This window comes from Georgenia sp. EYE_87 (assembly GCF_023148685.1).
In the GTDB taxonomy this organism is placed as follows: Bacteria; Actinomycetota; Actinomycetes; order Actinomycetales; family Actinomycetaceae; genus Georgenia.
The window spans coordinates 15,666-37,116 of record NZ_JAHXNL010000007.1; the positions used below are offsets into that span (position 1 = coordinate 15,666).

Annotated in this window: 27 protein-coding genes and 1 pseudogene; 12 read left to right on the plus strand and 16 right to left on the minus strand. The window is 74.3% G+C overall.

Going from position 1 to position 21,451, the window contains the following annotated elements:
• Positions 1-5 precede the first annotated feature (5 nt).
• From KZX45_RS11330 to KZX45_RS11345, 4 genes are read left to right on the plus strand one after another with little or no spacing between them, the layout of a single operon-like run.
• Positions 6-2,339, plus strand: a complete 2,334-nt coding sequence (locus KZX45_RS11330) for a nitric-oxide reductase large subunit (protein ID WP_248257850.1) — start codon at positions 6-8, stop codon at positions 2,337-2,339.
• Positions 2,339-3,136 (plus strand): hypothetical protein, encoded by a 798-nt coding sequence (locus tag KZX45_RS11335; protein WP_248257851.1) that lies wholly within the window; start codon positions 2,339-2,341, stop codon positions 3,134-3,136. The genes KZX45_RS11330 and KZX45_RS11335 overlap by 1 nt, the downstream gene beginning before the upstream one ends.
• A complete protein-coding gene (locus KZX45_RS11340; protein WP_248257852.1) occupies positions 3,133-3,990 on the plus strand; it encodes a slipin family protein in 858 nt (285 codons plus the stop codon). The genes KZX45_RS11335 and KZX45_RS11340 overlap by 4 nt, the downstream gene beginning before the upstream one ends.
• Positions 3,983-4,330: a hypothetical protein gene (locus KZX45_RS11345; protein ID WP_248257853.1), complete on the plus strand. Its 348-nt coding sequence runs from the start codon at positions 3,983-3,985 to the stop codon at positions 4,328-4,330. Before KZX45_RS11340 ends, KZX45_RS11345 begins: the two co-directional genes overlap by 8 nt.
• Positions 4,331-4,357: 27 nt before the next feature.
• Here KZX45_RS11345 and KZX45_RS11350 read toward each other — a convergent pair whose 3' ends face one another.
• Positions 4,358-5,830, minus strand: a complete 1,473-nt coding sequence (locus KZX45_RS11350; protein WP_248257854.1) for a gluconokinase — start codon at positions 5,828-5,830, stop codon at positions 4,358-4,360.
• A gap of 335 nt (positions 5,831-6,165) precedes the next feature.
• Between KZX45_RS11350 and KZX45_RS11355 the strand changes: the two genes are divergently transcribed.
• On the plus strand, positions 6,166-6,369 hold the full coding sequence (locus KZX45_RS11355; RefSeq protein WP_248257855.1) for a cold-shock protein: 204 nt from the start codon (positions 6,166-6,168) through the stop codon (positions 6,367-6,369).
• Between the two features lie 105 nt (positions 6,370-6,474).
• On the opposite strand, the gene KZX45_RS11360 is transcribed toward KZX45_RS11355, so the two are convergent.
• On the minus strand, positions 6,475-7,053 hold the full coding sequence (locus KZX45_RS11360) for a 1-acyl-sn-glycerol-3-phosphate acyltransferase (RefSeq protein ID WP_248257856.1): 579 nt from the start codon (positions 7,051-7,053) through the stop codon (positions 6,475-6,477).
• A 169-nt stretch (positions 7,054-7,222) separates the two neighbouring features.
• Between KZX45_RS11360 and KZX45_RS11365 the strand changes: the two genes are divergently transcribed.
• A complete protein-coding gene (locus KZX45_RS11365) occupies positions 7,223-8,101 on the plus strand; it encodes an aldo/keto reductase (RefSeq protein ID WP_248257857.1) in 879 nt (292 codons plus the stop codon).
• A gap of 51 nt (positions 8,102-8,152) precedes the next feature.
• On the plus strand, positions 8,153-8,791 hold the full coding sequence (locus tag KZX45_RS11370; RefSeq protein WP_248257858.1) for a hypothetical protein: 639 nt from the start codon (positions 8,153-8,155) through the stop codon (positions 8,789-8,791).
• A 37-nt stretch (positions 8,792-8,828) separates the two neighbouring features.
• Here the strand turns inward: KZX45_RS11370 and KZX45_RS11375 are convergent, their stop codons facing one another.
• On the minus strand, positions 8,829-9,167 hold the full coding sequence (locus KZX45_RS11375) for an antibiotic biosynthesis monooxygenase (protein ID WP_248257859.1): 339 nt from the start codon (positions 9,165-9,167) through the stop codon (positions 8,829-8,831).
• Positions 9,168-9,248: 81 nt separating this feature from the next.
• On the opposite strand from KZX45_RS11375, the gene KZX45_RS11380 reads away from it, so the two are divergent.
• Positions 9,249-9,596 (plus strand): DUF4440 domain-containing protein, encoded by a 348-nt coding sequence (locus KZX45_RS11380; protein ID WP_248257860.1) that lies wholly within the window; start codon positions 9,249-9,251, stop codon positions 9,594-9,596.
• Between the two features lie 67 nt (positions 9,597-9,663).
• Here the strand turns inward: KZX45_RS11380 and KZX45_RS11385 are convergent, their stop codons facing one another.
• The 6 genes from KZX45_RS11385 to KZX45_RS19965 form a co-directional block, all read right to left on the minus strand.
• A complete protein-coding gene (locus KZX45_RS11385; RefSeq protein ID WP_248257861.1) occupies positions 9,664-10,506 on the minus strand; it encodes a DUF4097 family beta strand repeat-containing protein in 843 nt (280 codons plus the stop codon).
• A 55-nt stretch (positions 10,507-10,561) separates the two neighbouring features.
• The gene (locus KZX45_RS11390) at positions 10,562-10,708 is read right to left on the minus strand and encodes a hypothetical protein (protein ID WP_248257862.1); all 147 of its coding nucleotides are present in this window, start codon (positions 10,706-10,708) and stop codon (positions 10,562-10,564) included.
• Positions 10,708-10,839, minus strand: a complete 132-nt coding sequence (locus KZX45_RS19960) for a hypothetical protein (RefSeq protein ID WP_282453596.1) — start codon at positions 10,837-10,839, stop codon at positions 10,708-10,710. The genes KZX45_RS11390 and KZX45_RS19960 overlap by 1 nt, the downstream gene beginning before the upstream one ends.
• A gap of 15 nt (positions 10,840-10,854) precedes the next feature.
• Positions 10,855-11,346 (minus strand): histidine kinase, encoded by a 492-nt coding sequence (locus KZX45_RS11395; RefSeq protein WP_248257863.1) that lies wholly within the window; start codon positions 11,344-11,346, stop codon positions 10,855-10,857.
• Positions 11,347-11,404: 58 nt separating this feature from the next.
• Positions 11,405-11,554, minus strand: coding sequence for a hypothetical protein (locus KZX45_RS11400; protein ID WP_248257864.1), 150 nt, complete (start codon positions 11,552-11,554; stop codon positions 11,405-11,407).
• Between the two features lie 154 nt (positions 11,555-11,708).
• Positions 11,709-11,831: a hypothetical protein gene (locus KZX45_RS19965; RefSeq protein ID WP_282453597.1), complete on the minus strand. Its 123-nt coding sequence runs from the start codon at positions 11,829-11,831 to the stop codon at positions 11,709-11,711.
• 139 nt (positions 11,832-11,970) lie between these two features.
• Between KZX45_RS19965 and KZX45_RS11405 the strand changes: the two genes are divergently transcribed.
• The 3 genes and pseudogenes from KZX45_RS11405 to KZX45_RS20285 all read left to right on the plus strand — a co-directional run bounded on the left by KZX45_RS11405 (position 11,971) and on the right by KZX45_RS20285 (position 13,002).
• The gene (locus KZX45_RS11405; RefSeq protein ID WP_248257865.1) at positions 11,971-12,162 is read left to right on the plus strand and encodes a hypothetical protein; all 192 of its coding nucleotides are present in this window, start codon (positions 11,971-11,973) and stop codon (positions 12,160-12,162) included.
• 50 nt (positions 12,163-12,212) lie between these two features.
• Positions 12,213-12,539, plus strand: a pseudogene (locus KZX45_RS20280) (NAD(P)H-binding protein); the annotation flags it as partial.
• A gap of 154 nt (positions 12,540-12,693) precedes the next feature.
• Positions 12,694-13,002 (plus strand): hypothetical protein, encoded by a 309-nt coding sequence (locus tag KZX45_RS20285; protein ID WP_308221732.1) that lies wholly within the window; start codon positions 12,694-12,696, stop codon positions 13,000-13,002.
• 10 nt (positions 13,003-13,012) lie between these two features.
• Here the strand turns inward: KZX45_RS20285 and KZX45_RS11415 are convergent, their stop codons facing one another.
• From KZX45_RS11415 to KZX45_RS11430, 4 genes are all read right to left on the minus strand, one after another.
• Positions 13,013-14,617 (minus strand): patatin-like phospholipase family protein, encoded by a 1,605-nt coding sequence (locus tag KZX45_RS11415; RefSeq protein WP_248257866.1) that lies wholly within the window; start codon positions 14,615-14,617, stop codon positions 13,013-13,015.
• Between the two features lie 79 nt (positions 14,618-14,696).
• A complete protein-coding gene (locus tag KZX45_RS11420) occupies positions 14,697-16,142 on the minus strand; it encodes a hypothetical protein (protein ID WP_248257867.1) in 1,446 nt (481 codons plus the stop codon).
• A 104-nt stretch (positions 16,143-16,246) separates the two neighbouring features.
• Positions 16,247-16,723 carry a sigma-70 family RNA polymerase sigma factor gene (locus tag KZX45_RS11425; protein ID WP_248257868.1) on the minus strand — a complete coding sequence of 159 codons (477 nt, stop codon included), beginning with the start codon at positions 16,721-16,723 and terminating at the stop codon, positions 16,247-16,249.
• A gap of 93 nt (positions 16,724-16,816) precedes the next feature.
• The gene (locus KZX45_RS11430) at positions 16,817-17,989 is read right to left on the minus strand and encodes a glutamate--cysteine ligase (RefSeq protein WP_248257869.1); all 1,173 of its coding nucleotides are present in this window, start codon (positions 17,987-17,989) and stop codon (positions 16,817-16,819) included.
• 222 nt (positions 17,990-18,211) lie between these two features.
• Between KZX45_RS11430 and KZX45_RS11435 the strand changes: the two genes are divergently transcribed.
• Positions 18,212-18,910, plus strand: a complete 699-nt coding sequence (locus tag KZX45_RS11435; RefSeq protein WP_248257870.1) for a GAF and ANTAR domain-containing protein — start codon at positions 18,212-18,214, stop codon at positions 18,908-18,910.
• 42 nt (positions 18,911-18,952) lie between these two features.
• On the opposite strand, the gene KZX45_RS11440 is transcribed toward KZX45_RS11435, so the two are convergent.
• The 3 genes from KZX45_RS11440 to KZX45_RS11450 are packed head-to-tail and all read right to left on the minus strand — an operon-like array spanning position 18,953 to position 21,391.
• Positions 18,953-19,852 carry a glycosyltransferase family 2 protein gene (locus KZX45_RS11440; protein ID WP_248257871.1) on the minus strand — a complete coding sequence of 300 codons (900 nt, stop codon included), beginning with the start codon at positions 19,850-19,852 and terminating at the stop codon, positions 18,953-18,955.
• Between the two features lie 51 nt (positions 19,853-19,903).
• The gene (locus KZX45_RS11445; RefSeq protein WP_248257872.1) at positions 19,904-20,311 is read right to left on the minus strand and encodes a DUF5655 domain-containing protein; all 408 of its coding nucleotides are present in this window, start codon (positions 20,309-20,311) and stop codon (positions 19,904-19,906) included.
• A 30-nt stretch (positions 20,312-20,341) separates the two neighbouring features.
• Complete coding sequence (locus KZX45_RS11450) at positions 20,342-21,391, minus strand: zinc-binding dehydrogenase (RefSeq protein WP_248257873.1); 1,050 nt, start codon at positions 21,389-21,391, stop codon at positions 20,342-20,344.
• Between the last annotated feature and the right edge of the window lie 60 nt (positions 21,392-21,451).

Below are 21,451 nucleotides of genomic sequence, written 5' to 3' on the forward strand. Positions count from 1 at the left end.
CTGCCGTGGTCCAGATCGCGCCCGAAGGCCGTACGCGTACCGAGTTCATGGTCTCGAAGGGGTGGGTGCAGGGCGTCGGGCTCGTGATGCTCTTCGGCTTCTTCGTGATGGGCCTGCTGGCCCTGCGCACCTACACCGACTCCATGCCGCAGCCCGACCGGGTGGTCGACGCCCAGGGGGAGGTGGTGTTCACGGGGGAGGACATCACCTCGGGCCAGCAGATCTTCCTGCGCCGCGGCCTGCAGCAGTACGGCTCCGTCATGGGGCACGGCGGGTACCTCGGCCCCGACTACACCGCCGACTACCTGCGCCGCTCCGCCACCTACGTCCTCGACCAGCTCGAGGGTGCCGGCGAGCAGGACCCGCAGGGCGCCCTCGTGGAGATGATGCGGACCAACCGCTACGACGAGGCCACCGGCACCCTCGAGCTCACCGACCTGCAGATCCAGGCGTTCGAGGAGGTCCAGCAGCACTACGCCGCCTACTTCGGCTCGTCCACCACCCAGTACGGGCTCATCCCCGACGCCATCACCGACCCGGAGGACATCCGCCAGCTGACGTCGTTCTTCGCGTGGACGGCGTGGGCGTCGGCGGCGGAGCGGCCGGGCCACGACTACTCGTACACGAACAACTGGCCCGCCGAGCCGCTCGTCGACAACGGCCCCACGGCCGACATCCTGGTGTGGAGCGGCCTGTCCCTGGTGGCCCTGCTGGCCGGCACGGGCGCCCTGTTCGCCATCTACGGCCGCTGGAGCCGCAGCATCGGCTGGCACTCCGCCGAGACCCGGACGCTCGCGTTCAAGCAGCCGGGCGAGGTTGCCGTCACCCCCGCCCAGCGCGCCACCGCCTGGTTCTTCTTCGTCGTCGCGCTGCTGTTCCTGGCCCAGGCGCTGCTCGGCGGCGCCGTCGAGCACTACCGCGCCGACCTCTCGAGCTTCTTCGGCATCGACCTCGCGCAGATCCTGCCGTTCAACCTGGCCCGGACGTGGCACGTGCAGCTCGCGCTGCTGTGGACCGCCGCCTCCTTCCTGGGGGCCGGCATCTTCATCGCCCCGTACATCTCCGGGCGCGAGCCGAAGAACCAGCACTGGCTCGCCTACGGCCTCCTCGGCGCCGTCGCGCTCGTCATCGTCGGCTCCTTCGCCGGCGAGGCGATGAGCATCTTCGGCGTCGAGCTCGCCAAGGGCTCGCCGCTGTGGGACATGCAGTGGGAGTACCTGGACCTGCCGAAGGTCTGGCAGGGCCTGCTCACCGTCGGCATGTTCCTGTGGATCGCGATCATCTTCCGCGCCATCCGCACCCGGCTGAAGACCGAGAACCGGGGCAACATGCCGTGGCTGTTCTTCTACTCCGGCCTCGCGATCCCCGGCTTCTACGCCGTCGGCCTGCTCGCCGGCACCCAGACGCACCTCACCGTCGCCGAGTTCTGGCGCTTCTGGGTGGTGCACCTGTGGGTGGAGGACTTCCTCGAGCTCTTCACCACCGTGATGGTCGCCTACATCTTCGTGATGCTCGGCGTGGTCCGGCACAAGATCGCCATGCAGATCATCTTCCTCGACGTCATCCTCTACTCCGCCGGCGGCGTCCTCGGCACCATGCACCACCTGTACTTCTCCGGCACCCCGGTCGAGCACATGGCGCTCGGCGCGTTCTTCTCCGCGCTCGAGGTCATCCCGTTGACGTTCCTGACCATCGAGGCCTGGAGCTTCCTCCAGCTCGGCTCGCGGCAGGAGTCGCGCAGCTCGGCGCCGTTCCCGCACCGCTGGGCGGTGATGTTCCTCGTCGCGGTGGGCTTCTGGAACTTCCTCGGCGCCGGCGTCTTCGGCTTCCTCATCAACCTGCCGATCATCTCCTACTACCAGATCGGCACCGCGCTCACGGCGAACCATGCGCACGGCGCCATGATGGGCGTCTACGGGATGATGGGCGTCGGCCTGGCGCTGTTCGCGCTGCGCTACCTCATCCCGCCGGCCCGCTGGCCCGACAGGCTGGCGAAGCTCTCCTTCTGGTCGCTCAACATCGGGCTGGCCTGGATGGTCTTCGCGACCCTACTGCCGCTCGGCGTCATCCAGCTCTGGTACTCCGTCAACGACGGCTACTTCGAGGCCCGCGAGCTGAACTTCATCACCCGCCCCGGCAACGCCGTGCTCGAGTGGCTGCGCATGCCGGGAGACCTGATCTTCATCCTCGGCGGGGTCCTGCCCTTCCTCTGGATCACCTGGCTCGGGGTCCGCCACCGCATCCGGTCCACCAGCCTCGAGGTCCCCGTGGAGCAGCTCTTCGTCGAGGAGCAGCCGGTGGGCCCGGGCGGCACCGGCACCGGACGCGGGGGCGCGTGATGGGCGAGGTCGACATCGCGGTCTGGCTGGCGGCCGGCTACGGGGTGGCGCTGCTCGGTGTCGCCCACGCGCTGGACCTGCTCGCCCGCCGGACCTCCTCCAACACCGCGCGGTGGCGCTCCGGGGCCTTCACCTACCACGCCGACCATGACGCCTGGCTCTGCCCGGAGGACCAGTGGCTGTGGCCGCACGCCTTCGACCCGGAGAACCGGGTGATGCGGTACCGGGCCAGCCCGGCGGTGTGCAACTCCTGCCCGGTCAAGGACACCTGCACCAGCTCGTCCCACGGCCGGGAGGTCACCCGGGGCGTGGATCCCTGGCCCGCCTCGGAGGCGGAGCGGTTCCACCGCGGCATCGCCTGCGCCGTCGCCGTCCTCGGCGCGGTCTGGCCCCTGGGGATGATGCTCGACGGCGGCAGCGCGGGGGAGCTGGTCGTGCTGGGGGTGGCGCTCGCCGTCGTCGCGGTGGGCAGCTGGCCGCTCTGGTCGCACCTGCGGCGGACGCCGGCGGCCTTCCCGGAGCACGTCAGGGTCGAGATGCCAGACGACGCGGCCGCCGCCCGGGCCGTGGCGGCAGCCCGCGAGGCGCGCCGCCGGTCCGGGTACGCCAGCGACCGCCGTCGTCGCGCCCCCGGGACGGGGCCGGTCCCGGTCGAGATCGGGAGCCGGGCACCGGCGCCGGTGCCGACGACGGGCGCCGGCGAGGGGGACCGGTTCGCCACCCGCTGGGGGGCGTTCGAGAAGGCGGCCGACGGCGGCGAGCTGCCGGGCGGCTGGTCGAGGAGGGGGAAGCGATGACGTGGCAGATCGTGCTCGGGGTGGTCGCGGCGCTCGTGGTGGTGCTGCTGATCTCCTCGGTGAAGATCCTGCGCGAGTACGAGCGCGGTGTGGCCTTCCGGCTGGGGCGGCTGCGGCCGGCGCTCGGGCCCGGGGTGCGGCTGCTGGTGCCGGGCCTGGACAAGCTGGTGCGCGTGGACCTGCGGGTGGTGACGCTGACCATCCCGCCGCAGGAGGTCATCACCAAGGACAACGTGCCGGCCCGGGTCAACGCCGTCGTGCTCTTCCAGGTGACCGACCCGGTGCAGTCCGTGATGGCGGTGGAGAACCACGCGGTCGCCACCTCGCAGATCGCGCAGACCACGCTGCGCTCCGTCGTCGGCCGGGCGGACCTGGACACCCTGCTGGCGCACCGGGCCGACCTCAACGAGGACCTGGCCCAGAGCATCGCCGCGCAGACGGCGCCGTGGGGCGTGCAGGTCAACGTGGTGGAGATCAAGGACGTCGAGATCCCCGAGGCGATGCAGCGGGCGATGGCCCGGGAGGCCGAGGCGGAGCGGGAGCGGCGGGCGAAGATCATCAACGCCCACGGCGAGCTGCAGGCCTCGGAGGAGCTGCGCCAGGCCGCGGACACGCTCAGCCGCAGTCCCGCGTCGCTGCAGCTGCGCTACCTCCAGACCCTGCTGGAGCTGGGGGCCGACCAGAACTCCACCGTGGTCTTCCCGCTGCCTATCGACATCATCGGGCCCTTCCTGGGGAAGCTGCCGCAGCTGATGGAGACCTTCAACGGGCGGTCCAACGGCACGTCGCCGCCGCGGGAGCGCCCGAGCGCGGACGAGACGCCGGCGAGCACAGAGAGGGACGGCCATGGCTGACACCGACACCCCGCAGGCGAGGTCCGGCAGCCCGGCGGAGGACCGGCCCCTCCAGCCGGGCGATCTGCCGGGGATCCACCGCATCCTCATCGGCACGGTCATCGCCGTGCTGGCCCCGCTGTTCGGGTTCCTCGGCGGGTCGATGGCCGGCGCCGAGGGCGGCGACACCGTCCAGCCGCTCTACTTCTGGCTGATGGGCGGCATCTTCGTCGGCGGCGTGGGCGCGCTCATCGCGGTGCTGGGCGGCGTGCGGCTGGTGCGAGCCCGGCGGGAGCGGCGCGCCAGGCAGGCCGGGGGAGGGGCGACCACCGCGATGACGGGCGAGGGGGCCGCCGGGTAGCCGGGTCCACCGGGTAGCCGTGGCGCGTCAGCCGCCGGCGACGACCGCCCGGTACAGGTCCTCGTAGCGGGCCGCCCGGTCGGCGTAGTACGCCGCGCGGGCGGGGACCGGCTGGTGCGTCGGGCCGACGTCGACGGGCGCGCGCTCGATCCCGGGCGCGAGCGTGTCGAGCGCGAGGAGTGCCGTGCCGTGCAGCGTGGACCGCTTGATCGTCACGGGGACCACGGGCGCGCCGAGCGCGTCGGCGAGCACCTGCAGCCAGTCGGGGAGGTCCTGCGTCACCCGGCCGCTGGCCACGATCCGCTGCGTCCGGCCGGCCACCTGCTGCAGCTGTGCCGCGACCCGCGCGTAGGACAGCGCGACGCCCTCCATCGTCCCGCGGAAGAGCATCGGGGCGGTGGTGGCGGCAGAGACGTCCGCGAGCAGCGCCCGGGCGCCGGCGGCCCAGCCGGTGGAGCGCTCGCCCGAGAAGTACGGCAGGACGGTGGGCGTCCCGGGGACCGGCTCGGCGGTGAGGACCTGGCCGAGGTCGGTCCCCTCGAGGCGGACGTTCTCCTCCAGCCAGGTGGCGGCGCGCCCGACGTCGTTCAGGGCGCCGCCGAGCAGGGAGCGCGTCGCGTCCACGCGGTAGCACCACAGCCCCGGCGGCAGCACGTCCGGCACCTCGGAGACGAGGACGCGCATGGCGCCGCTGGTGGCGGCCGCGACCGCGACGGTCGAGGGGTTGTCCGCCTCGATGCCGAGGTTCGAGGCGAGGCCGTCGGTGATGACCGGGAACCAGCGGGCACCGCGCAGGGCGGGCCACCTGGACTCCGCCTCCAGCGGCCGGTCCGGGGTGCGGATCTCGGACAGCTGCTCGAGGTCGACGCCGCCGACCTCGAGCATGCCGGGGTCCCAGGCGCCCGTCCGCCGGTCGAGCAGCCCGGTCCACGCGGCGGTGGAGGTGCCGACCGCCGTCGTGCCGAGCATCCGCAGGTACAGGTACTCGCCCAGGGACATCCAGCGCTCGACGGCTGCGAACGCCGACGGCGCCGTCTCGCGCAGCCAGCGGAACCGTGCCGTCAGGTAGCTCGAGTGCAGCCGGGTCCCGGTCCGCTGCTGGACCTCGCGCTCGTCCAGCTCGGCGCGCAGGGCGGTGACCTGGGCCGCGCAGCGGGAGTCGGCGTAGGTGAAGCACGGCGTCAGCGCGCGCCCGTCCGGCCCCACCCCGACGAGGGACGAGGCGAAGGTGTCCAGGGCGACGCCGGCGATCCGGCCGGTGAGCTCGGGGCGGGCCAGGGCGGTGACGATCTCCTCCACCTCGGCGACGACCTGGTCGGGGTCGATGGTCGAGGTCCCGTCCGTCCCGGTGGTGAACTGGTGCGGGACCTTGTGCCGGTGCTGGAGCACCGGGCGGCCGGCCGCGTCGTAGAGGCCGCCACGGCTGGCGGTGGAGCCGACGTCGAGGGCGAGGACGAGCGGGTCGAGGGCGTCGGCGAGCGGAACGCGGAAGTCGGACATCACACTCTTTCCTGCGAGGGTGGTCCCGATGCTAGCGGCGGACCGCCACGCGGGCGCCTCGTCGAAAGCACAGGTGGGGGCCGCGCCGGCGGGTGATGATGGTCTGACAGACGCGCGCGCGGAGACGCCGGCCGGGCCTGCGGGAAAAGTTGTGCCGGGAAACACTTGCGTCAACCGATCGGTTATGCCGTAGGCTCGTGCCCAAGTTGCAGTGCATCAAGTTTGTTAGGCCCCGGCCGCCTGTCGGGTTGCTTGTCCTTCATGGAGCAGACGACGAACACCGTGACACACAGTTCCCAACCGGGGAGCTGTCTCACTGCTCGGAAGGAGCAACCATGGCTACCGGAACCGTTAAGTGGTTCAACGCTGAGAAGGGCTACGGCTTCATCGCGCCGGACGACGGCTCGGCCGACGTCTTCGCCCACTACTCCGCGATCCAGTCCTCGGGCTACCGCTCGCTGGAGGAGAACCAGAAGGTCGAGTTCGACGTCACCCAGGGCCCCAAGGGCCCGCAGGCGGAGAACATCCGCCCGGTCTGACCTCTACGCAGGTAGGGCACCCCACCTCGTAGGTGGGACCCACCTCAGCTGAAGGCCCCGGCACCTCGGTGCTGGGGCCTTTGTGCACCCTGCGCCGGGCGGGCCTCAGCCCGTCGGCGACTCCTCGTGCAGGCGCGGCGTCGTCGTCCGTCCCGTGACGCCGGTCTTGCCGTCGTAGAACGCGCGCACGCGGTCCATGTCGCCCGCGACGTCGCCCGTGACCCGCAGCGTGGGGCCGAGCCCGGAGGTCATCGTCGTCCGGTCGACGTAGCCGAGGACGACCGGAAGCCCGGTGGCCCGCGCGATCCGGTAGAAGCCCGACTTCCAGTACGGCGACGCGCTGCGGGTGCCCTCCGGCGTGATCACCAGGTAGAAGCGCTCGCCGGCGTTGACCCGGGCGACCAGCTCGTCGACGAGGCCGGCGGGGTGGGCGCGATCCACCGGGATGCCGCCCAGCGCCCGCATGAGGGGGCCGAACGGCCGCTTGAACAGCGACTTCTTGCCCAGGAACTTCACCGACACGCCCGCCCGCCAGCTGATCGCGAGCATGAGGGCGAAGTCCCAGTTCGAGGTGTGCGGTGCTCCGATGAGGATGCCGGCACCGTCCTTGGGCAGGGGCGCGGACCGGTAGTGCCAGCGGCTCACCGCCCAGTAGGCGCGCGCGAGGGCGCGACGGATGATCACGGCCGGATATTACGGCAGCCACGCCGTCCGGGGGGTCCCGCCGGGCGGGCTGAGCGCCGAGCACGATTCCGTGCGCGCGCCGGAGCCCCGGGCCCGGCGGCGGGTTTGGATCTTGCCCCGGCCGTTCGACAGGATGGCTGGGCAGGCCCACGCCCGACGAAGGAGACCGATGAACCAGCCCCAGGTCACGCTCGACGACGGGACGACGATGCCGCAGCTCGGCCTCGGCGTCTTCCAGGTCCCGCCGGAGGACACCGAGCAGGTGGTCGCGCACGGCCTGGCCGCCGGGTACCGCAGCATCGACACCGCGGCCCGGTACGGCAACGAGGCGGGCGTCGGGGCCGCCCTCGCCGCGAGCGGCCTCGCACGCGACGAGGTCTTCGTGACGACGAAGCTCGCCAACCCCGACCAGGGCCACGACTCCACGCTCGCCGCGTTCGACGCCAGCGCGCAGAAGCTCGGGCTCGACGTCGTCGACCTGTACCTCATCCACTGGCCGTGCCCCGGCCGCGGCGAGACGCTGAACACCTGGTGGGCGATGGAGGAGCTGCGGGCCGCGGGGCGCGTCCGGGCCATCGGGGTCTCCAACTTCCTCCCGCACCACCTGACCGAGCTGCTCGACGCCGCCGACGTGCGGCCGGCGGTCAACCAGATCGAGGTGCACCCGTACCACCAGCAGAAGGAGCTGCGCGCCTTCAACGCCGAGCACGGCATCCTCACGGAGGCGTACAGCCCGCTCGGGCAGGGCGCCGTGCTCGGCGACCCCGTCATCACCGGCATCGCGGACCGGCTGGGCCGCACGGCCGCCCAGGTGGTCGTGCGCTGGCACCTCCAGCTCGGCAACGTCGTCATCCCCAAGTCGGTCACGCCGTCGCGCATGGCCGAGAACCTCGACGTGCTCGGGTTCGAGCTGTCGGCGGCCGACATGGCCGCCATCGACGGCCTCGACCGCGGTGCGCGCATCGGGTTCCACCCCGACCACTTCAACGGCTACCCGGAGGACTTCGAGGAGGGTTCCCCGGCGCGCACCGGCGTCGCGGCGGGCTGAGTCCCGGCGGGCGTCCGACGCGCGGCACGGGGACGGCGGTACGTTCGGGGTATGAGCGACACCGGCTACGGCGACTTCGAGTTCGAGCGCAAGTTCCTCGTCCGCGCGCTGCCCGACGCCGTGCTCAGCGAGCCCGACCCCGTCCTCATCGTGCAGAGCTACTTCCTCGCCGCCGAGGGGTACGCCCTGCGGATCCGGCTGCAGGCGCCGGCGCCGCGGGTGCCGGTGCCCGCCGCGGTCGACGAGTCCGCGCTGCTCGACGAGCTGGCCGACGCGTTCACGTTCTGCGCGCTCACCGCCAAGGGCCCGTACGTGGGCGGCACCCGCTACGAGGCGGAGCGCGAGCTCGACGTGTCCGTCGGCCTGGCCATGGTGCGACTCGGCGGCGCCAAGGTGGTCAAGTACCGCCACTCCGTGTGGCTCGGCACGGACGGCTGGGTGCTGGACGCGTTCCTCGGGCACAACGCGCCGCTCATCGTCGCCGAGTGCGAGCGCGGCGGCCCGGTCACCGACCTGGCGATCCCGGAGTTCTGCGTCACCGAGCTGACCGGCGACCCCCGCTTCACCAACGACGCCCTCGCCTCCGCCCCCTTCGAGGCCTGGGCCGGCGAGTTCGAGCGGGAGCTGGCGCGGACCGGGCCCCGCTTCCTCGAGGAGTTCGGGCGCAACGAGCTCGGCACGTCGTTCTGAGCCGCCGCACGCCGGCGATGGCGGCGTGCGCCGCGGGTCAGTCGACCCCGCTGCCGCCGGCGATCTCGAAGCTCCACAGCTCGGCCGACGTCCCGACCGGGCGGCGGCCCCCGTGACCCTGCCCCTCGCTGTGCTCCCCGCCGCGGCCGTGCCCCACGGAGAACGCCTCCGACCCGCGCCACGCCTCGTAGGAGTAGTCGTCGCGCCACCGGGTCACCACCAGCCAGGTGGTGCGCTCGTCGGTGGGCCGCAGCAGCTCGAAGCCGAGGAACCCGTCGACACCCTCCATCGCGCTGGCGCGGGCGGCGAAGCGGTGGGCGAGCTCGTCGCCGCTGTCCGCCGGGACCGTGATGGCGTTGATCTTCACGATGCTCATGCCTCCATCCTGCCCTCGCCCGGGGCCGGGCACACAGCACCTGCGGCGGCGAGGGCCGGCGGGCGCCGCTAGCGTCGGACCATGCTGACCCTCGCCACCCTGCTCGCCACCGAACGCGAGCTCGCCACCGGAGACGGCGACACCTACCGGCGCGTCATGCGGCCGGACGCCCTCTTCGTCCTGCCCGGCATGGTCCTGGACGCCGAGGGGTGTGCCCGGGCCATGGACGTCAGCCCCGGCTGGGACGGGGTGTCCCTGACCGAGGCCCAGCTGCTGCCGGTGGGTGCGGACGCCGCCGCGCTCGTCTACACGTTCGAGGGCCGGCGTGGTCAGGAGGTCTACCGGGCCACCATGGCGAGCACCTACGTCGAGGCGGACGGCGAGGCCCGGCTCGTCCTGCACCAGCAGACCCCGTTGGGAGCCGGGTGACGAGGCAGACCGGTTCGGCCGGCCTCACGGTCGTGCGGGTGACGGCGCTACGTCGAGGAGGGCCGGCTCAGGCGGTGCGCTGGACGGTGATGTCGCCGCTGACGGTGCGCGCCCGCAGGAGGAGGGCGGGCTCGTCCGGCCCCGGCTCGGCGGCCGGCTCGAGGCTGGAGCGCAGGCCGCCAAAGACGGTCGAGCAGTCGAGCAGCACCGCGGTCCCCTCGGCCACCCGGACCGAGACGTCGCCCGAGGCGGTCTTCGCGTCGAGCTGCCCGTGCAGGGCCCGGCGCACGGTGAGGTCGCCCGACGCGGTGCGCACGACGGCCCGGCCGGACAGCTCCTTGACCAGCAGGTCCCCCGAGCCGGTGACGCCCTCGACGTCCGCGACCGCCCCGACGACCACGTCCCCGGAGCCCGACCTGGACCGGAGGAAGCGGCGCACCGTACCGACGGTGGCGTCGCCGGAGCCGGTGAGCACCTGACCGGTGTCGAGCGACGCCACGGTGATGTCACCCGACCCGGTGGCCACCTCGACCTCCGCCGCCTCGTCGAGGTCGACGTCGCCCGAGCCGGTGCGCACCAGTGCGACGGCGAGCGGGCCGTTGCTCGTCACGTCGCCGGAGCCCGAGCTCGCGTCGAGCGAGGAGCCCGCCGGGACGGTCACGGTGATCCGCAGGCGGGCGCTGGGCCCGAAGAGCCGGGCGCGCGACGGCGGGACCTCGATCCGCAGCGTGTCCCCGGTGAGGTCGACCCGGGTGGCCCCGGCGAGCGACTCACCTTCGTCATCGGCCCGGACGGGGTCCAGGCGCACGGTGACGTGGTCGACGTCGTGCGCGACGACGGCCAGGTCGCTGGCACGCGTGGCGGCCTGGACGCGGACCGGGCCCGGGACGGGGAAGTCGTGCTGGGTCATCGGATCTCCTCGGCGGGCGGCCCGCCCGCCGGGCGGCGGGCGGGCGCGGGCGGACCTAGAGCGAGTCGGCGGCGGAACGACGCCGGCTCAGGGTGAAGACGGTGCTCCGTCGCGGCGCCGTCGCGCGGCGGCGGTGCACGGCCTCGGCCTCACGGACGAGGTCACGCGCGCGTGCCTCGTGCAGCTCGAGCCACTGGTCCATCAGTCGGTCCTCCTCTCCTGGTTGCGGTGGGTGGTGCGGTGCGCGCGTGACGCACGCCGCTCGGTCAGCAGGTTCTCCATCGGCACACGCAGGGAGCGTGCGGCGAACGCGTCGAGGACGCTGGGATCCATGGCGGAAGGCCTTTCTCAGCGGACCCAGCCGCTCATCCGGCGGCCGGTCCTGATGTTGTCGGTGGGTTGCGCACCCGGTCCGGCCAGCGACTGCTGGGCGGCCCGGACGAGCCAGGTGTTGACGGAGACGCCCTCGCGGGCGGCCGCCTGGTCGACCTGCCCCTTGAGGTTCTCCGGGAGGCGGAGCGAGATGCGTGCCGTACCGCCGTCGTCCTCCGGCACGGGCGGTGCCGGAGGCGCCGGCGGCGGGGCCTCCGCCGTGCGCGGGCGTTGCTGGACGACCACCTCGGGGTTGCCGCCACGGAGCCGCAGCTCGACGACGTCGCCGTCCAGCTGGACGGTGACCTCGGCCGCGACGTCCGAGGCGAGCTCCATGAGCGTCAGCCGCAGGGCCGGCTCGAGGCTCTGCGCGAGCAGCTCGGCCGCCTCCTGCACCTGGCTGCCGGAGCCGCGTGCGGTCGACGCGAGCGCCTGCCGCAACGATGCGAGGTACGGGCTGAGATCCATGACGTCAGCCTGACATCACTATGGTGTCACGTCAAGAGATTGTGACGTCAGGCAGCGGTCATCCCAGCACCGGTCGGTGGCCCGGGGCGATCCGGCGGCGGGCCGGCACGGACCCGCGGCGGCCGGGGCGGCCGCGGGTCACGTGCAGGTACTCGTCGACGGGCACGCCCAGGTACCGGGCGGTGAAGGCGTCGAGGATCGGGTCCATGGCTGGGCCTCCTTTCCCTGGGGCGCTCCGGCACGCGTGCGCGGCCGGAACCGGGTGGTGACGTTCGTGCGGCACGGCCGCGAAGAGGCGGCCCGTGAGGGGCGAGCTGTCGGGGCCGTGGCGCCGTCGTCGGTGGCGGCCCTGCCCCGTCGCGTCAGCTCGGCCGGTCGCCGAGCGGGGCGGCCGTGGCGGGCACGTACGGGAGGGAGACCCCACCGACCACGCACGTCCGGCCGCCGGCGATCGCGGGCCGGGCCAGGTTCGTCGTCGTGGTCATGGCGACATCACATCAGCGTCGGTGCGGGCCGCGCAACGGATTATTCGCCGGAACGCTGTCGGACCTCCGCCGGGTCGTCGAGCTGGCGGTGCGTCCGGGCGCGGCGGCGCCGGAGCGGTGGTAGGCAGGAACCATGTCGATGTCAGAACCATTGGAACCGAACCTCCGGCCGGCCTCCGCGGACGGCATCCCGGCGGCCGACCCCGGGCCCGGCGCCCCGCCGACCGCACCCGGCTTCGGCGTCGAGGGCGAGGAGCCGGACGCGGTCGAGCCGGGCGCGGTCGAGCCGGGGGACGGTGAGTCCTCCCTGGAGCGAGAGCCCGACGCGTGAGCGCGCCGGCCGTCGCGGTCACCGGGGCGACGGGTCGGCTCGGCGGGCGCGTGGCGCGCCGCCTGTCCGCGGCGGGGGTGGCCCAGCGTCTCGTCGTGCGCGACGCGGCCCGCGCGCCCGACCTGCCCGGCGCGTCGGTCGCCGTCGCGGAGTACGGGGACGCTCAGGCCGGCCGCGCGGCCCTGGCGGGGGTGGAGACGCTATTCATGGTCTCGGCCTCGGAGTCGCCCGACCGGGCCGCCGAGCACCGCACGTTCGTCGACGCCGCGGTCGCCGTCGGCGTGGAACGCATCGTCTACATCTCCTTCTACGGCGCGGCGCCGGACGCGACGTTCGCTCACGCCCGCCTGCACTGGGAGACGGAGGAGTACCTGCGCTCCGCCGGCCTGGCGACGGTGATGCTCCGCGACAACCTCTACCTCGACTTCCTCCCCGCCCTGATGGGGGAGGACGACGTGATCCGCGGGGCCGGCCGGCGACGGCCGCGTCTCCGCCGTCGCGCAGGACGACATCGCCGACGCCGCCGCCGCGGTGCTGCGCGACCCGGCGGACCACGACGGCAAGGTCTACGACCTCACCGGCCCGGAGGAGCTCACGATGACCGAGATCGCGGCGATCCTGTCCGCGCACCTCGGCCGCCAGGTCCGCTACGTCGACGAGACCCTCGAGGAGGCGTACGCCTCCCGCGCCCGTTACGGCGCGCCGGACTGGGAGGTGGACGCGTGGGTGAGCACCTACACCGCCGTCGCGGCGGGGGAGATGGCCGGCGTCAGCCCCGACGTGGCGGAGCTGAGCGGCCACCCGGCCACCACGCTCGCGGAGCTCCTGGCGCGCGGCTGAGGCGGGACGGCTACGACCAGTCCGGCTCGGCCTCGACGTCGAAGGGGTGCGCCTCGAAGGTGCGCCACCAGCCGCGGGCTCCCGGTGGCAGGCGGGTCAGGTGCGCCTGGTCGACGAGCGCGCGCAGCTCGCTCTTGAGCGCGGCGAGCTCGCTGAGGTCGGGCCGCAGGACCTCCCGCGCGGCGGGGCCGAGCAGGTCGTTCTCGACCCGCCAGATCTCCTTGCGCAGCGAGATGATCTCGCGCGTGAGCTCGGCCTCCCGGGCACTCGCGCCCAGCACCGCCTCGGCGGCGCGCATGTACCCGTAGTCCATGGAGATGGCGGTCAGACCCGGGTCGATGGTGAGGACATCGTGGATGTCCAGCTCCGGGTGGATGATCACCGCGCCCGCCCGGCGGGCCCAGGCGACCTCGTCGTGCAGCCCCTCGTCCGACATGATCCCCGCCGTCGCGCGCAGCACGATCGAGAGCATGTCCTTGTCCGCGTAGCTCTCCTCGCGCGGCACCCCGGGCGGCGAGGCGACGACGGCGTAGCAGCGGGTCACCCCCAGCTGCTCGATCGCCACCTCGGCCGGCAGGGTCTCTCGCACGCCGCCGTCGACGTAGTGCTCGTCGCCGAGCCGGACCGGCGGCAGGACCGCCGGGATGGCGCACGACGCTCGGACGGCGTCGACCAGGTCCACGGGCTCGCCGCCGAGCGGGTCGCCGTGCCGGTCCAGGAGCGCGCCGGTCTCCGTCACGTAGCGCAGCTCGCCGGACTCTAGGCTGACCACCGCGACGCGCAGCACCATCCCGGACCCGGCGACCCGTGCGGGACGGAAGACCTCCGGGTCGAGGAGCTGCTCGACGATCGGGCCGAGCCGGTACATCGACCGCTCACGCTCCGCGCCGCGCAGGATCACCTCGAGGTCCGGGCGGGCACGGCCGACCTCGCGCAGGGCGCTGAGGAACTCGACGACGCCGAGCGAGCCCCACGCGCCCTCGTCCTCGGGTCGGTCCTCGACGGGTCGGTCCTCGACGGGCCGGTCCTCGACGGGCCGCGTGCGCACACCGATCGTGCGCAGCCGGGACCGCACGCCCGAGGTCCGGCCGTCCGGACCGTCCTCGGCCGTCGCGGCGTCGGCAGCTGCCGCGTCGGCGGGGGAGGTCGCGGTGCTCGGGGAGACGGATCCGGCGGGGGCGGCGAACGGGGCACCGGCCGGCCGCGGGTCGGTCCGGCTGGCGACCCGGGAGAACGTCCGGCCCAGCGGTCCCTGGCGCTGCTGGCGCCGCGAGAACGCCGCCATCCACTCCGGGCCGCGCTCGCGGAGCGTGGCGTACCAGTCGAGGGGGACGAACATGTCCGAGCTCTGCCGCATCCCGCGCCAGATGCGTGCGAGCTCGCCCACGAGCCGGCGTTGCTCCGCCGGCTCGTCCGACTGGGCGAGCACCGCGGCGAGCACGGACCCGGCGGAGGTGCCGGTGATGACCTCGGGACGGATCCCCACCTCGTCGTAGAGGTAGCGCAGCGCCCCGATCTGGAAGCTCGCGCGGGCACCGCCGCCGCTGAGGACCAGCCCGGTCCGTTCCACCCTCCGGCGCCACGGCAGCCTGGGGAGCACCTCGTTCGCCCGCATGGTCACCACACTAGGGCGGCGCGCCGACGGGCGGCCCGGCCCGCCCCCGTGGCCGGGGACGGGCTGCTGGACGGGGCGGTCACGGCGTCAGGTCGAGGGCCTCCTCGGCGACGGCGACGACGGACCACGTCCGTCCGTCGTCGGCGGAGAGCTCGTACGCCGGCACGAGCAGCGCGGTGCCCGAGGGTGCGGTCCAGAGCGCCGGGCGGAGGTCGGCGCCGGTGATCGCGACGACCTCCACCGGCCACGGGACCGGGCTGCCCGGCGTCGCCGCGGGCGGCGGGCCGTCGGTGCCGTCGGGCCCGGACGTCACGGGAGCGTCGCCCGCAGCCGACTCCGCGGAGTCCGCGGCTCCGGCTCCGGCCTGTCCGGCGGCGTCCAGCGGACGCCCCTCCGCGGGGGAAAGGATGTGCACGTCGCCGAAGGTGCCGAACCGCGGGTCCTCGAGCCGGTCCACCGCCGCGGCGGGGCTGATCACCGGGTAGTCACCGAGGCCGGTGAGGGGTGCGAGCGAGCCGTTGAAGCTCTGCACGCCGGCGGCGGTGACGGCCACGTACCAGGCGACCCCGCTGCGCCGGCCGTCGACCAGCTGGTGCGCGACGACCTCGGTGACGCTGGGGTCGCCGTAGTCGCTGTCCACCAGCTCGAACCCGGCCGGGTCCAGCCCGGCGGCCGTGAGCAGCTCGCGAACCTGGGCGAAGGCGTCCTCGCCGCGCGGCGCGGGCGGTGCGTCGGTGGGCTCGCACCACTCGTAGGTGGGCGCACCGCCGTCGGACCCGCCCTCCGGCGCGTCGGGTGCCGGGGGCTGTCCGGTCCCCGATCCTGGCTCGGTGCGCAGGCACTGGTGCGGGTCCTTGGCCGGGTCGTAGTAGCTGGTCGTGGTCGTGCCGTCCGGGGAGACGGTGAGGTACGCGCCGCTGCCGTCCGTCACGCCCATCTGCCAGGCCCCGCCCGCGAGGACGGGCTCCCCCGGAATGCCCAGATGACCCCCCAGGGCGGCGGTGCGCTCGGCGCTGAAGCTCACGGCCGGGTCGTAGGTCCAGGCCGGTGCGGTGCCTGCCTCCTCCGAGAGGCCGACGGCCTGGAAGTCCATGCGCGAGACCGTCGGCGCCGGGTAGATCGCCGCGTCGGCCCCGGCCCGTGCAAGGGACTCGGGTCCGCCGGACTCGGGTCCGCCGGAGTCGGTGGCCGCGCCGCGGTCGGCGGCGGACTCGAGCCCGCTGCCGGGCGCTGCCGTGATGGCCGGCTCGGCGGTGCCGCGCCCGGCGGCGAAGCCGCCCGCCGCCACCACCGCGGCGCCCGCCGCGGCGGCGGCCACGGCCAGCCACCGGCTCCGCCGGGACCGCGCGGGCGCGAGGGGCACGACGGGGGCTCGGTCGTCGTCCGCGGTCGCGGCCCCGCTCTCGGCGATGCGCCTGTCGACGGCGCCACGGAGCCGGGCGAGGTCGGTGCTCGCCCCGGCGGCGGGGTCGGCCGCGCGCAGACGCTCGAGGATCTCCTCCTCGGGGAAGTCGTGGTCGCTCATCGCACTCCTCCAGCGCTCGGCGGCCGCGGCGTGGCGGCCTGCTGCCCGGTATGTGTGCCGGCAGGAGCCGATCTTGCGGGGGTGGGCCGCGTGCCTCGATGGGTTTACGAGCGGGCCCAGGCCGCCGCGAGCCGGGAACGTGCACGGGACAGCGCGGCGTCCGCACCGCCCCGTGAGATGCCAAGCACCACGGCGAGCTCCTCCCCGCCCAGCCCCTCCCACGCGTGCAGCAGGAGGATGCGCCGGTCGCGGGGACTGAGGTGCGCGAGGGCCTCCCGCACGAGCTCGTCCGTGACGACGGCGTCGGCCGGGTCGTCGTCGACGTCCTGCTCGGGGACCGACTCGAGAGTCAGAGGCTGCTTCTTGCGGCGGTGGTTCGCCAGGACGAAGCCTGCGGTGCGGTACAGCCACGGGAGCTCGGCGCCCTCGGGCACGTCGGCGCGGCGCCGCCACGCGATGGTGAGCACCTCGGCGGCGAGATCCTCGGCGTCCTGCGGCGCCCGTCGCAGCAGGTAGCGGTGGACGGCGGCCGCGTGGTCGCGGAAGAGCGCGTCGAACCACGCCGCGTCCCGACCGTCCACGTCCGTCCCTTTCACCCCGGCGCCGATGCCCCTCGCCCGTCTGTGTCACCGGCGGCCCGTATCTTGCAGGCGCGCCGCCGTCCCGGTCCCCGCTCAGTCCTCCATGCCGGCCGTGGCCCGCGCGATGAACGCCACCACGTCGACCAGGCGGCCGGTGCGGCCCATGACGGCGCGCTGGCGGTCGGCGCCGGTGCCGTGGGCGAGCACGCGGTCGAACCCGGCCTCCACGCGTTCGACGTCGCCGTTGGCTCTCAGCGCCGGGCGGACGTGCTCGAGCAGGCCCCCGAGCACGTCCCAGGCGGGCGCGGGATCCAGGGTCACCGGGTCGAGAAGGGCGCCACCGACCCCCTCGCGGCCGGCCTGCCACCCGGCCAGCCGGAGCAGCATCCCGGGCACCGCCGGCGGCGGCCGGCCCTCGGCCCACTCGACCGCCGCGGTGTCCACGAGCGCGCGGCAGAGCGCGGCGATCATGACCGTGTCGGCGGGGTCGAGGCACACGTCCGCCACCCGGATCTCGACCGTGGGGTAGCGGGCAGACGCGCGGGCGTCGAAGTAGACCATCCCGGTGTCGAGGATCGCGCCGGTGCGCACCATCTTCTCGACGAGCTCGTCGTAGGCGCGGACCGACCCGAAGATCTCGGAGGGACCGGCAGAGGGCCACCGGTTCTGCATCAGGTACCGGTAGCTCGCGTACGCGGTGTCCCTGCCCTGCCAGTACGGCGAGTTCGAGCTCAGCGCCAGCAGCGGCGGCAGCCAGACCCGGATGCGGTCGAGGACGCCCACCGCCTCCTCGCGCGAGTCGACGGAGACGTGCACGTGGCAGCCGCAGGTCAGGTGCTCGGTGGTGAGGATGCCGAACCGGTCGACCATCGTGCGGTAGCGCGCGCTGTCCACGGTGCGCGGGACCACCGGGGTCGGGCACAGGCCGACGGCCGCCACCCGGGCGCCGACCTGCCGCGCTGCGTCGCTCGCCGTGGCACGCCAGCCCCGCAGCTCCCCCTCGAGCGCGTCCAGGTCGGTGTGCGGGCGCGTGTCGGCCTCGATCTGCTGCTGCTGAAGCTCGCGCTCGAGCAGCCCGCCGGGGCCGGTCGCCGGGGCGGTGCCTGCCGGGGCTGCGCCCGCCGGCCCTGCGCCTGCCGGGCCTGCGCCCACCGCTCGGGCGGCGCGCTCGGTGGCCCGTGCGAGAACCTGACCGGCGACGGACAGCGCCCGCCCGGTCGCGCTCTCGACCAGCAGCAGCTCTTCCTCGACGCCGACGGTGCGCACGTGGCCAGTGTGGCAGGCCGGGTGGTCCTGACGGGTGAACTGTGCGGTCGCGGACCCGGTTTCGCCAGGGCAGTGACCCGCGTTAGCGGGCGCAGGGCGACCGAAATTACCCGCGATGCCGGGCCGAACAAGCGTACGCTGGACCTAGCCCTGGCGCCCTTCCTTCGGGCCGTTCGCTTCGGTTAGCCACCAGTGGGTGGCGTCCACCGGAGGGAACCGGAGATGTACGACCACGATCTGTTCGTCGAGACGACGGCCGGCTTCAGCGAGAAGCTCCTGAGTCACTACGAGATCGACGAGGTGCTGCTGGACCTCGGCGACCGGCTCCGGCGGCTGTTCTCCCTCGCCGGCAGCGGGGTGACCCTGGGATCGAACGGGCAGCTCCACGCGGTGGCCACCGTCCCCGCCGACATCCACCGGCTGGAGCTGTTCCAGGAGGAGCACCAGGAGGGCCCGTGCGTCGAGGCGTACCGGGGCGGGGAGGTCGTCGCCGTCCCGAACCTGGCGCTCGAGCACCGCTGGCCCGGCTACCGACGGGTGGCCGACGAGTTCGGGATGCGCGCCGTCGCCGGGGTACCCATGCGGCTCGGCGAGCAGACGGTCGGCGCGCTCAACATGTACAGCACGGACGTCCGCAAGTGGTCGGACGAGGTCCTCGACGCGGCGCGGGTGCTGGCGAACATGGCGACCGCGTACCTGATCAACGCCTCGTCGCTGGCCAAGCAGACCCTGCTGTCCCAGCAGCTCCAGCACGCCCTCGACAGCCGGGTGGTGATCGAGCAGGCCAAGGGCATCCTCGCGGAGGCGGACGGCATCACGGTCGACGCCGCGTTCGAGCGCCTGCGGCACTACGCCAGGAGCCGCGGCGTGAAGGTGCGCGCGGTCGCCTCCGCCGTCGTCAGCCTCGACCTCCGGCTGTAGGACCGTCGGTCCGGGCCCGCCTCCGCCCGGCCGGGGGACCCGCTAGCGGTACCGGCGCGCGGTCGACCGGCGCTGGTGGGACTCCAGCGCCCGGAAGCGGGCCTCGGCGTGCGCGGGCAGCGGCCGGCGTTCGCGGAGCACCCACGGCAGCCCACGCGCGGCCGCGAGGACGCCGGCGGCCGTCGCGGCGCCGGGTCTGAGCTGGGACAGCACGACCACGGTGCGGCGAAGCGCGGCCGGGAGCGGGCGACGCAACCAGGTGAACCACAGCGTGTTGCGCACGCCGTCGCGCAGCCGGCGCCGCGTGTCGCGCGCCGTGGAGGCGTGGTGGTGGACGGTCAGGTCCTCCAGGAAGCACAGCTCCCACCGAGCGGCCGCGAGGTCGGCCGCCAGCAGCTCCTCCTCGCCGCCGAGCCACAGGCGCGGGTGGAAGCCCCCGGCCTGCTGGAAGGCGTCACGACGGACGACCGAGGCGCCGGCGAGGAAGCTGCCGAGCGCCGGTCCGGGCAGCCCGGGCGGGCCCTGCACGGGCGAGCCCCGCAGCTCGGCGACGATGGGGTCCTCACGCCCGCCGGGCTCGACCACGATCCGGGCCGTGAGGACCGCGACGCCGGGGTGGGCGTCCAGCACGTCGGCGGCCCGGCTGATGCTGCCCGGCTCCCACCAGGTGTCGTCGTCGCAGAAGGCGACGTAGGGGGTCTCCAGCCTGGCCACGCCCAAATTGCGGCCCACGGCGCCGAGGTTGGTCGGGCTCGCGACCAGGTCGGCCCAGGGGTGGTCGCGGCGGACGGCGTCGGCGGTGCCGTCGGTCGAGCCGTTGTCGACCACGACCACGCGGGGCGCCTCGGGCAGGGCGCGCAGTCGGCGCAGCGTGCGGTCGAGCTCGTCGCGACGGTCGTGCGTGATGACGACGACGCCCACGCGCGCATCCGGGGACACCATGCCCCCATTGCACCGCGGGCCGCCCGGCCCTGCATTCCGGTGGCTCAGGCCTCAGCCGGCCGCGGCATAGGCCTCCGCGAGCCAGCGGCTCACCTCGGCGTCGACCTGGGCCACGTCGTCGAGCTCCAGGTGGTGCATCCACACCCGCGGCGTCGGGTGGGCGACCTCCTTGAACCGCTCCGAGGCCAGCTCGCGCGGGAGCGCGACGGACAGCACCGCGGGCACGTCGCTGCGTACGTACCGTCCCGGCCGCCAGACGTAGGCGAAGCCGCGACGACGGCGGAAGGAGACCTGGCTCCGGCTCACCCTGACCTCGTGCGCGCCCAGCTCCGCGACAGCGGCGGCGACGGCCTCGTAGAGGCGCAGCCCGTCCGGGGAACCGGCGAAGAGCTCGGCGGGCGTGCGGGGCGCGGCGTCGCCGCCCGCAGGCACCGGGGCCGCAGCAGTCTCCTCGGTCACCGCTGCTCCCCTGTCACCTCGGGCGCCCGGTCACGGGCGGAGCATGACCTTGACCGCCTCGCGCCGGTCCATCGCCGCGTAGGCCTCGGCGACCTCGGCGAGCGGGACGGCGCGGTCGAAGACGGCGGCGGGGGCGAGGCGGCCGTCGAGCACCTCCGGCAGCAGCTCCTCGAGGTAGGCGCGCACCGGCGCGACCCCGCCCGCGAGGCCGACGTTGCGGTTGAACAACGCCCGCATCGGCAGCTCGGTGACGCCGTTGGGCACGCCGACGTACCCGACGGTGCCGCCGGGGCGCGCCGCGGCCACAGCCTGCTCCAGGGAGTCCTGGTTGCCCACCGCCTCGAGCACGACGTCGGCGCCCGGGGCGTCCAGCAGGTCCCGGAGCTCCTCGACGCCCTCGTCGCCGCGGGTGGCGATGACGTCGTCGACCCCGAAGCCCCGCGCGATGCCCTGCCGGTCGGGGTGCCGGGAGAAGATGACGACGCGCTCCGCGCCGAGCCGGCGAGCGGCGAGGACCGCGCACAGCCCGACGGCGCCGTCGCCCACGACCGCGACGACGCTCCCGGGGCGGACCCCGCCGCGCACGGCCGCGTGGTGGCCGGTGCCCATGACGTCGGTCAGCGTCAGGAGGGCGGGCAGGAGCGAGTCGTCGGGGGTCTCGGGCGTGCGCACCAGCGTGCCGTCCGCCCAGGGCACCCGGACCAGCTCGCCCTGGCCGCCGTCGACGGGGAGGTCCTCGCGGTCCCGGCCGGCCCAGAAACCGCCGTGGACGCACGAGGTCTGGACGCCGTTGCGGCAGTTCGCGCACGTGCCGCAGCTGTAGGCGAAGGGGGCGACGACGAAGTCGCCGGGGCTGACGGTGCCGACCTCGTCACCGATCTCGGTGACCACGCCGACGAACTCGTGGCCGATCCGGCCGGGCCGCGACACGGGCACGACACCGCGGTAGCGCCACAGGTCCGAGCCGCACACGCAGGCCGCGGTCACGCGCACCACTGCGTCGGTGGGGCGCAGCACGTGCGGGTCGGGCACCTCCTCGAGGCGGACGTCTCCGGGCGCATAGATGGTCGTCGCTAGCACGAACGTGATGCTACGGGTGACCGGACGTGTCCGCCCCGGGAGGCGGGCGAGTGCCGCGCT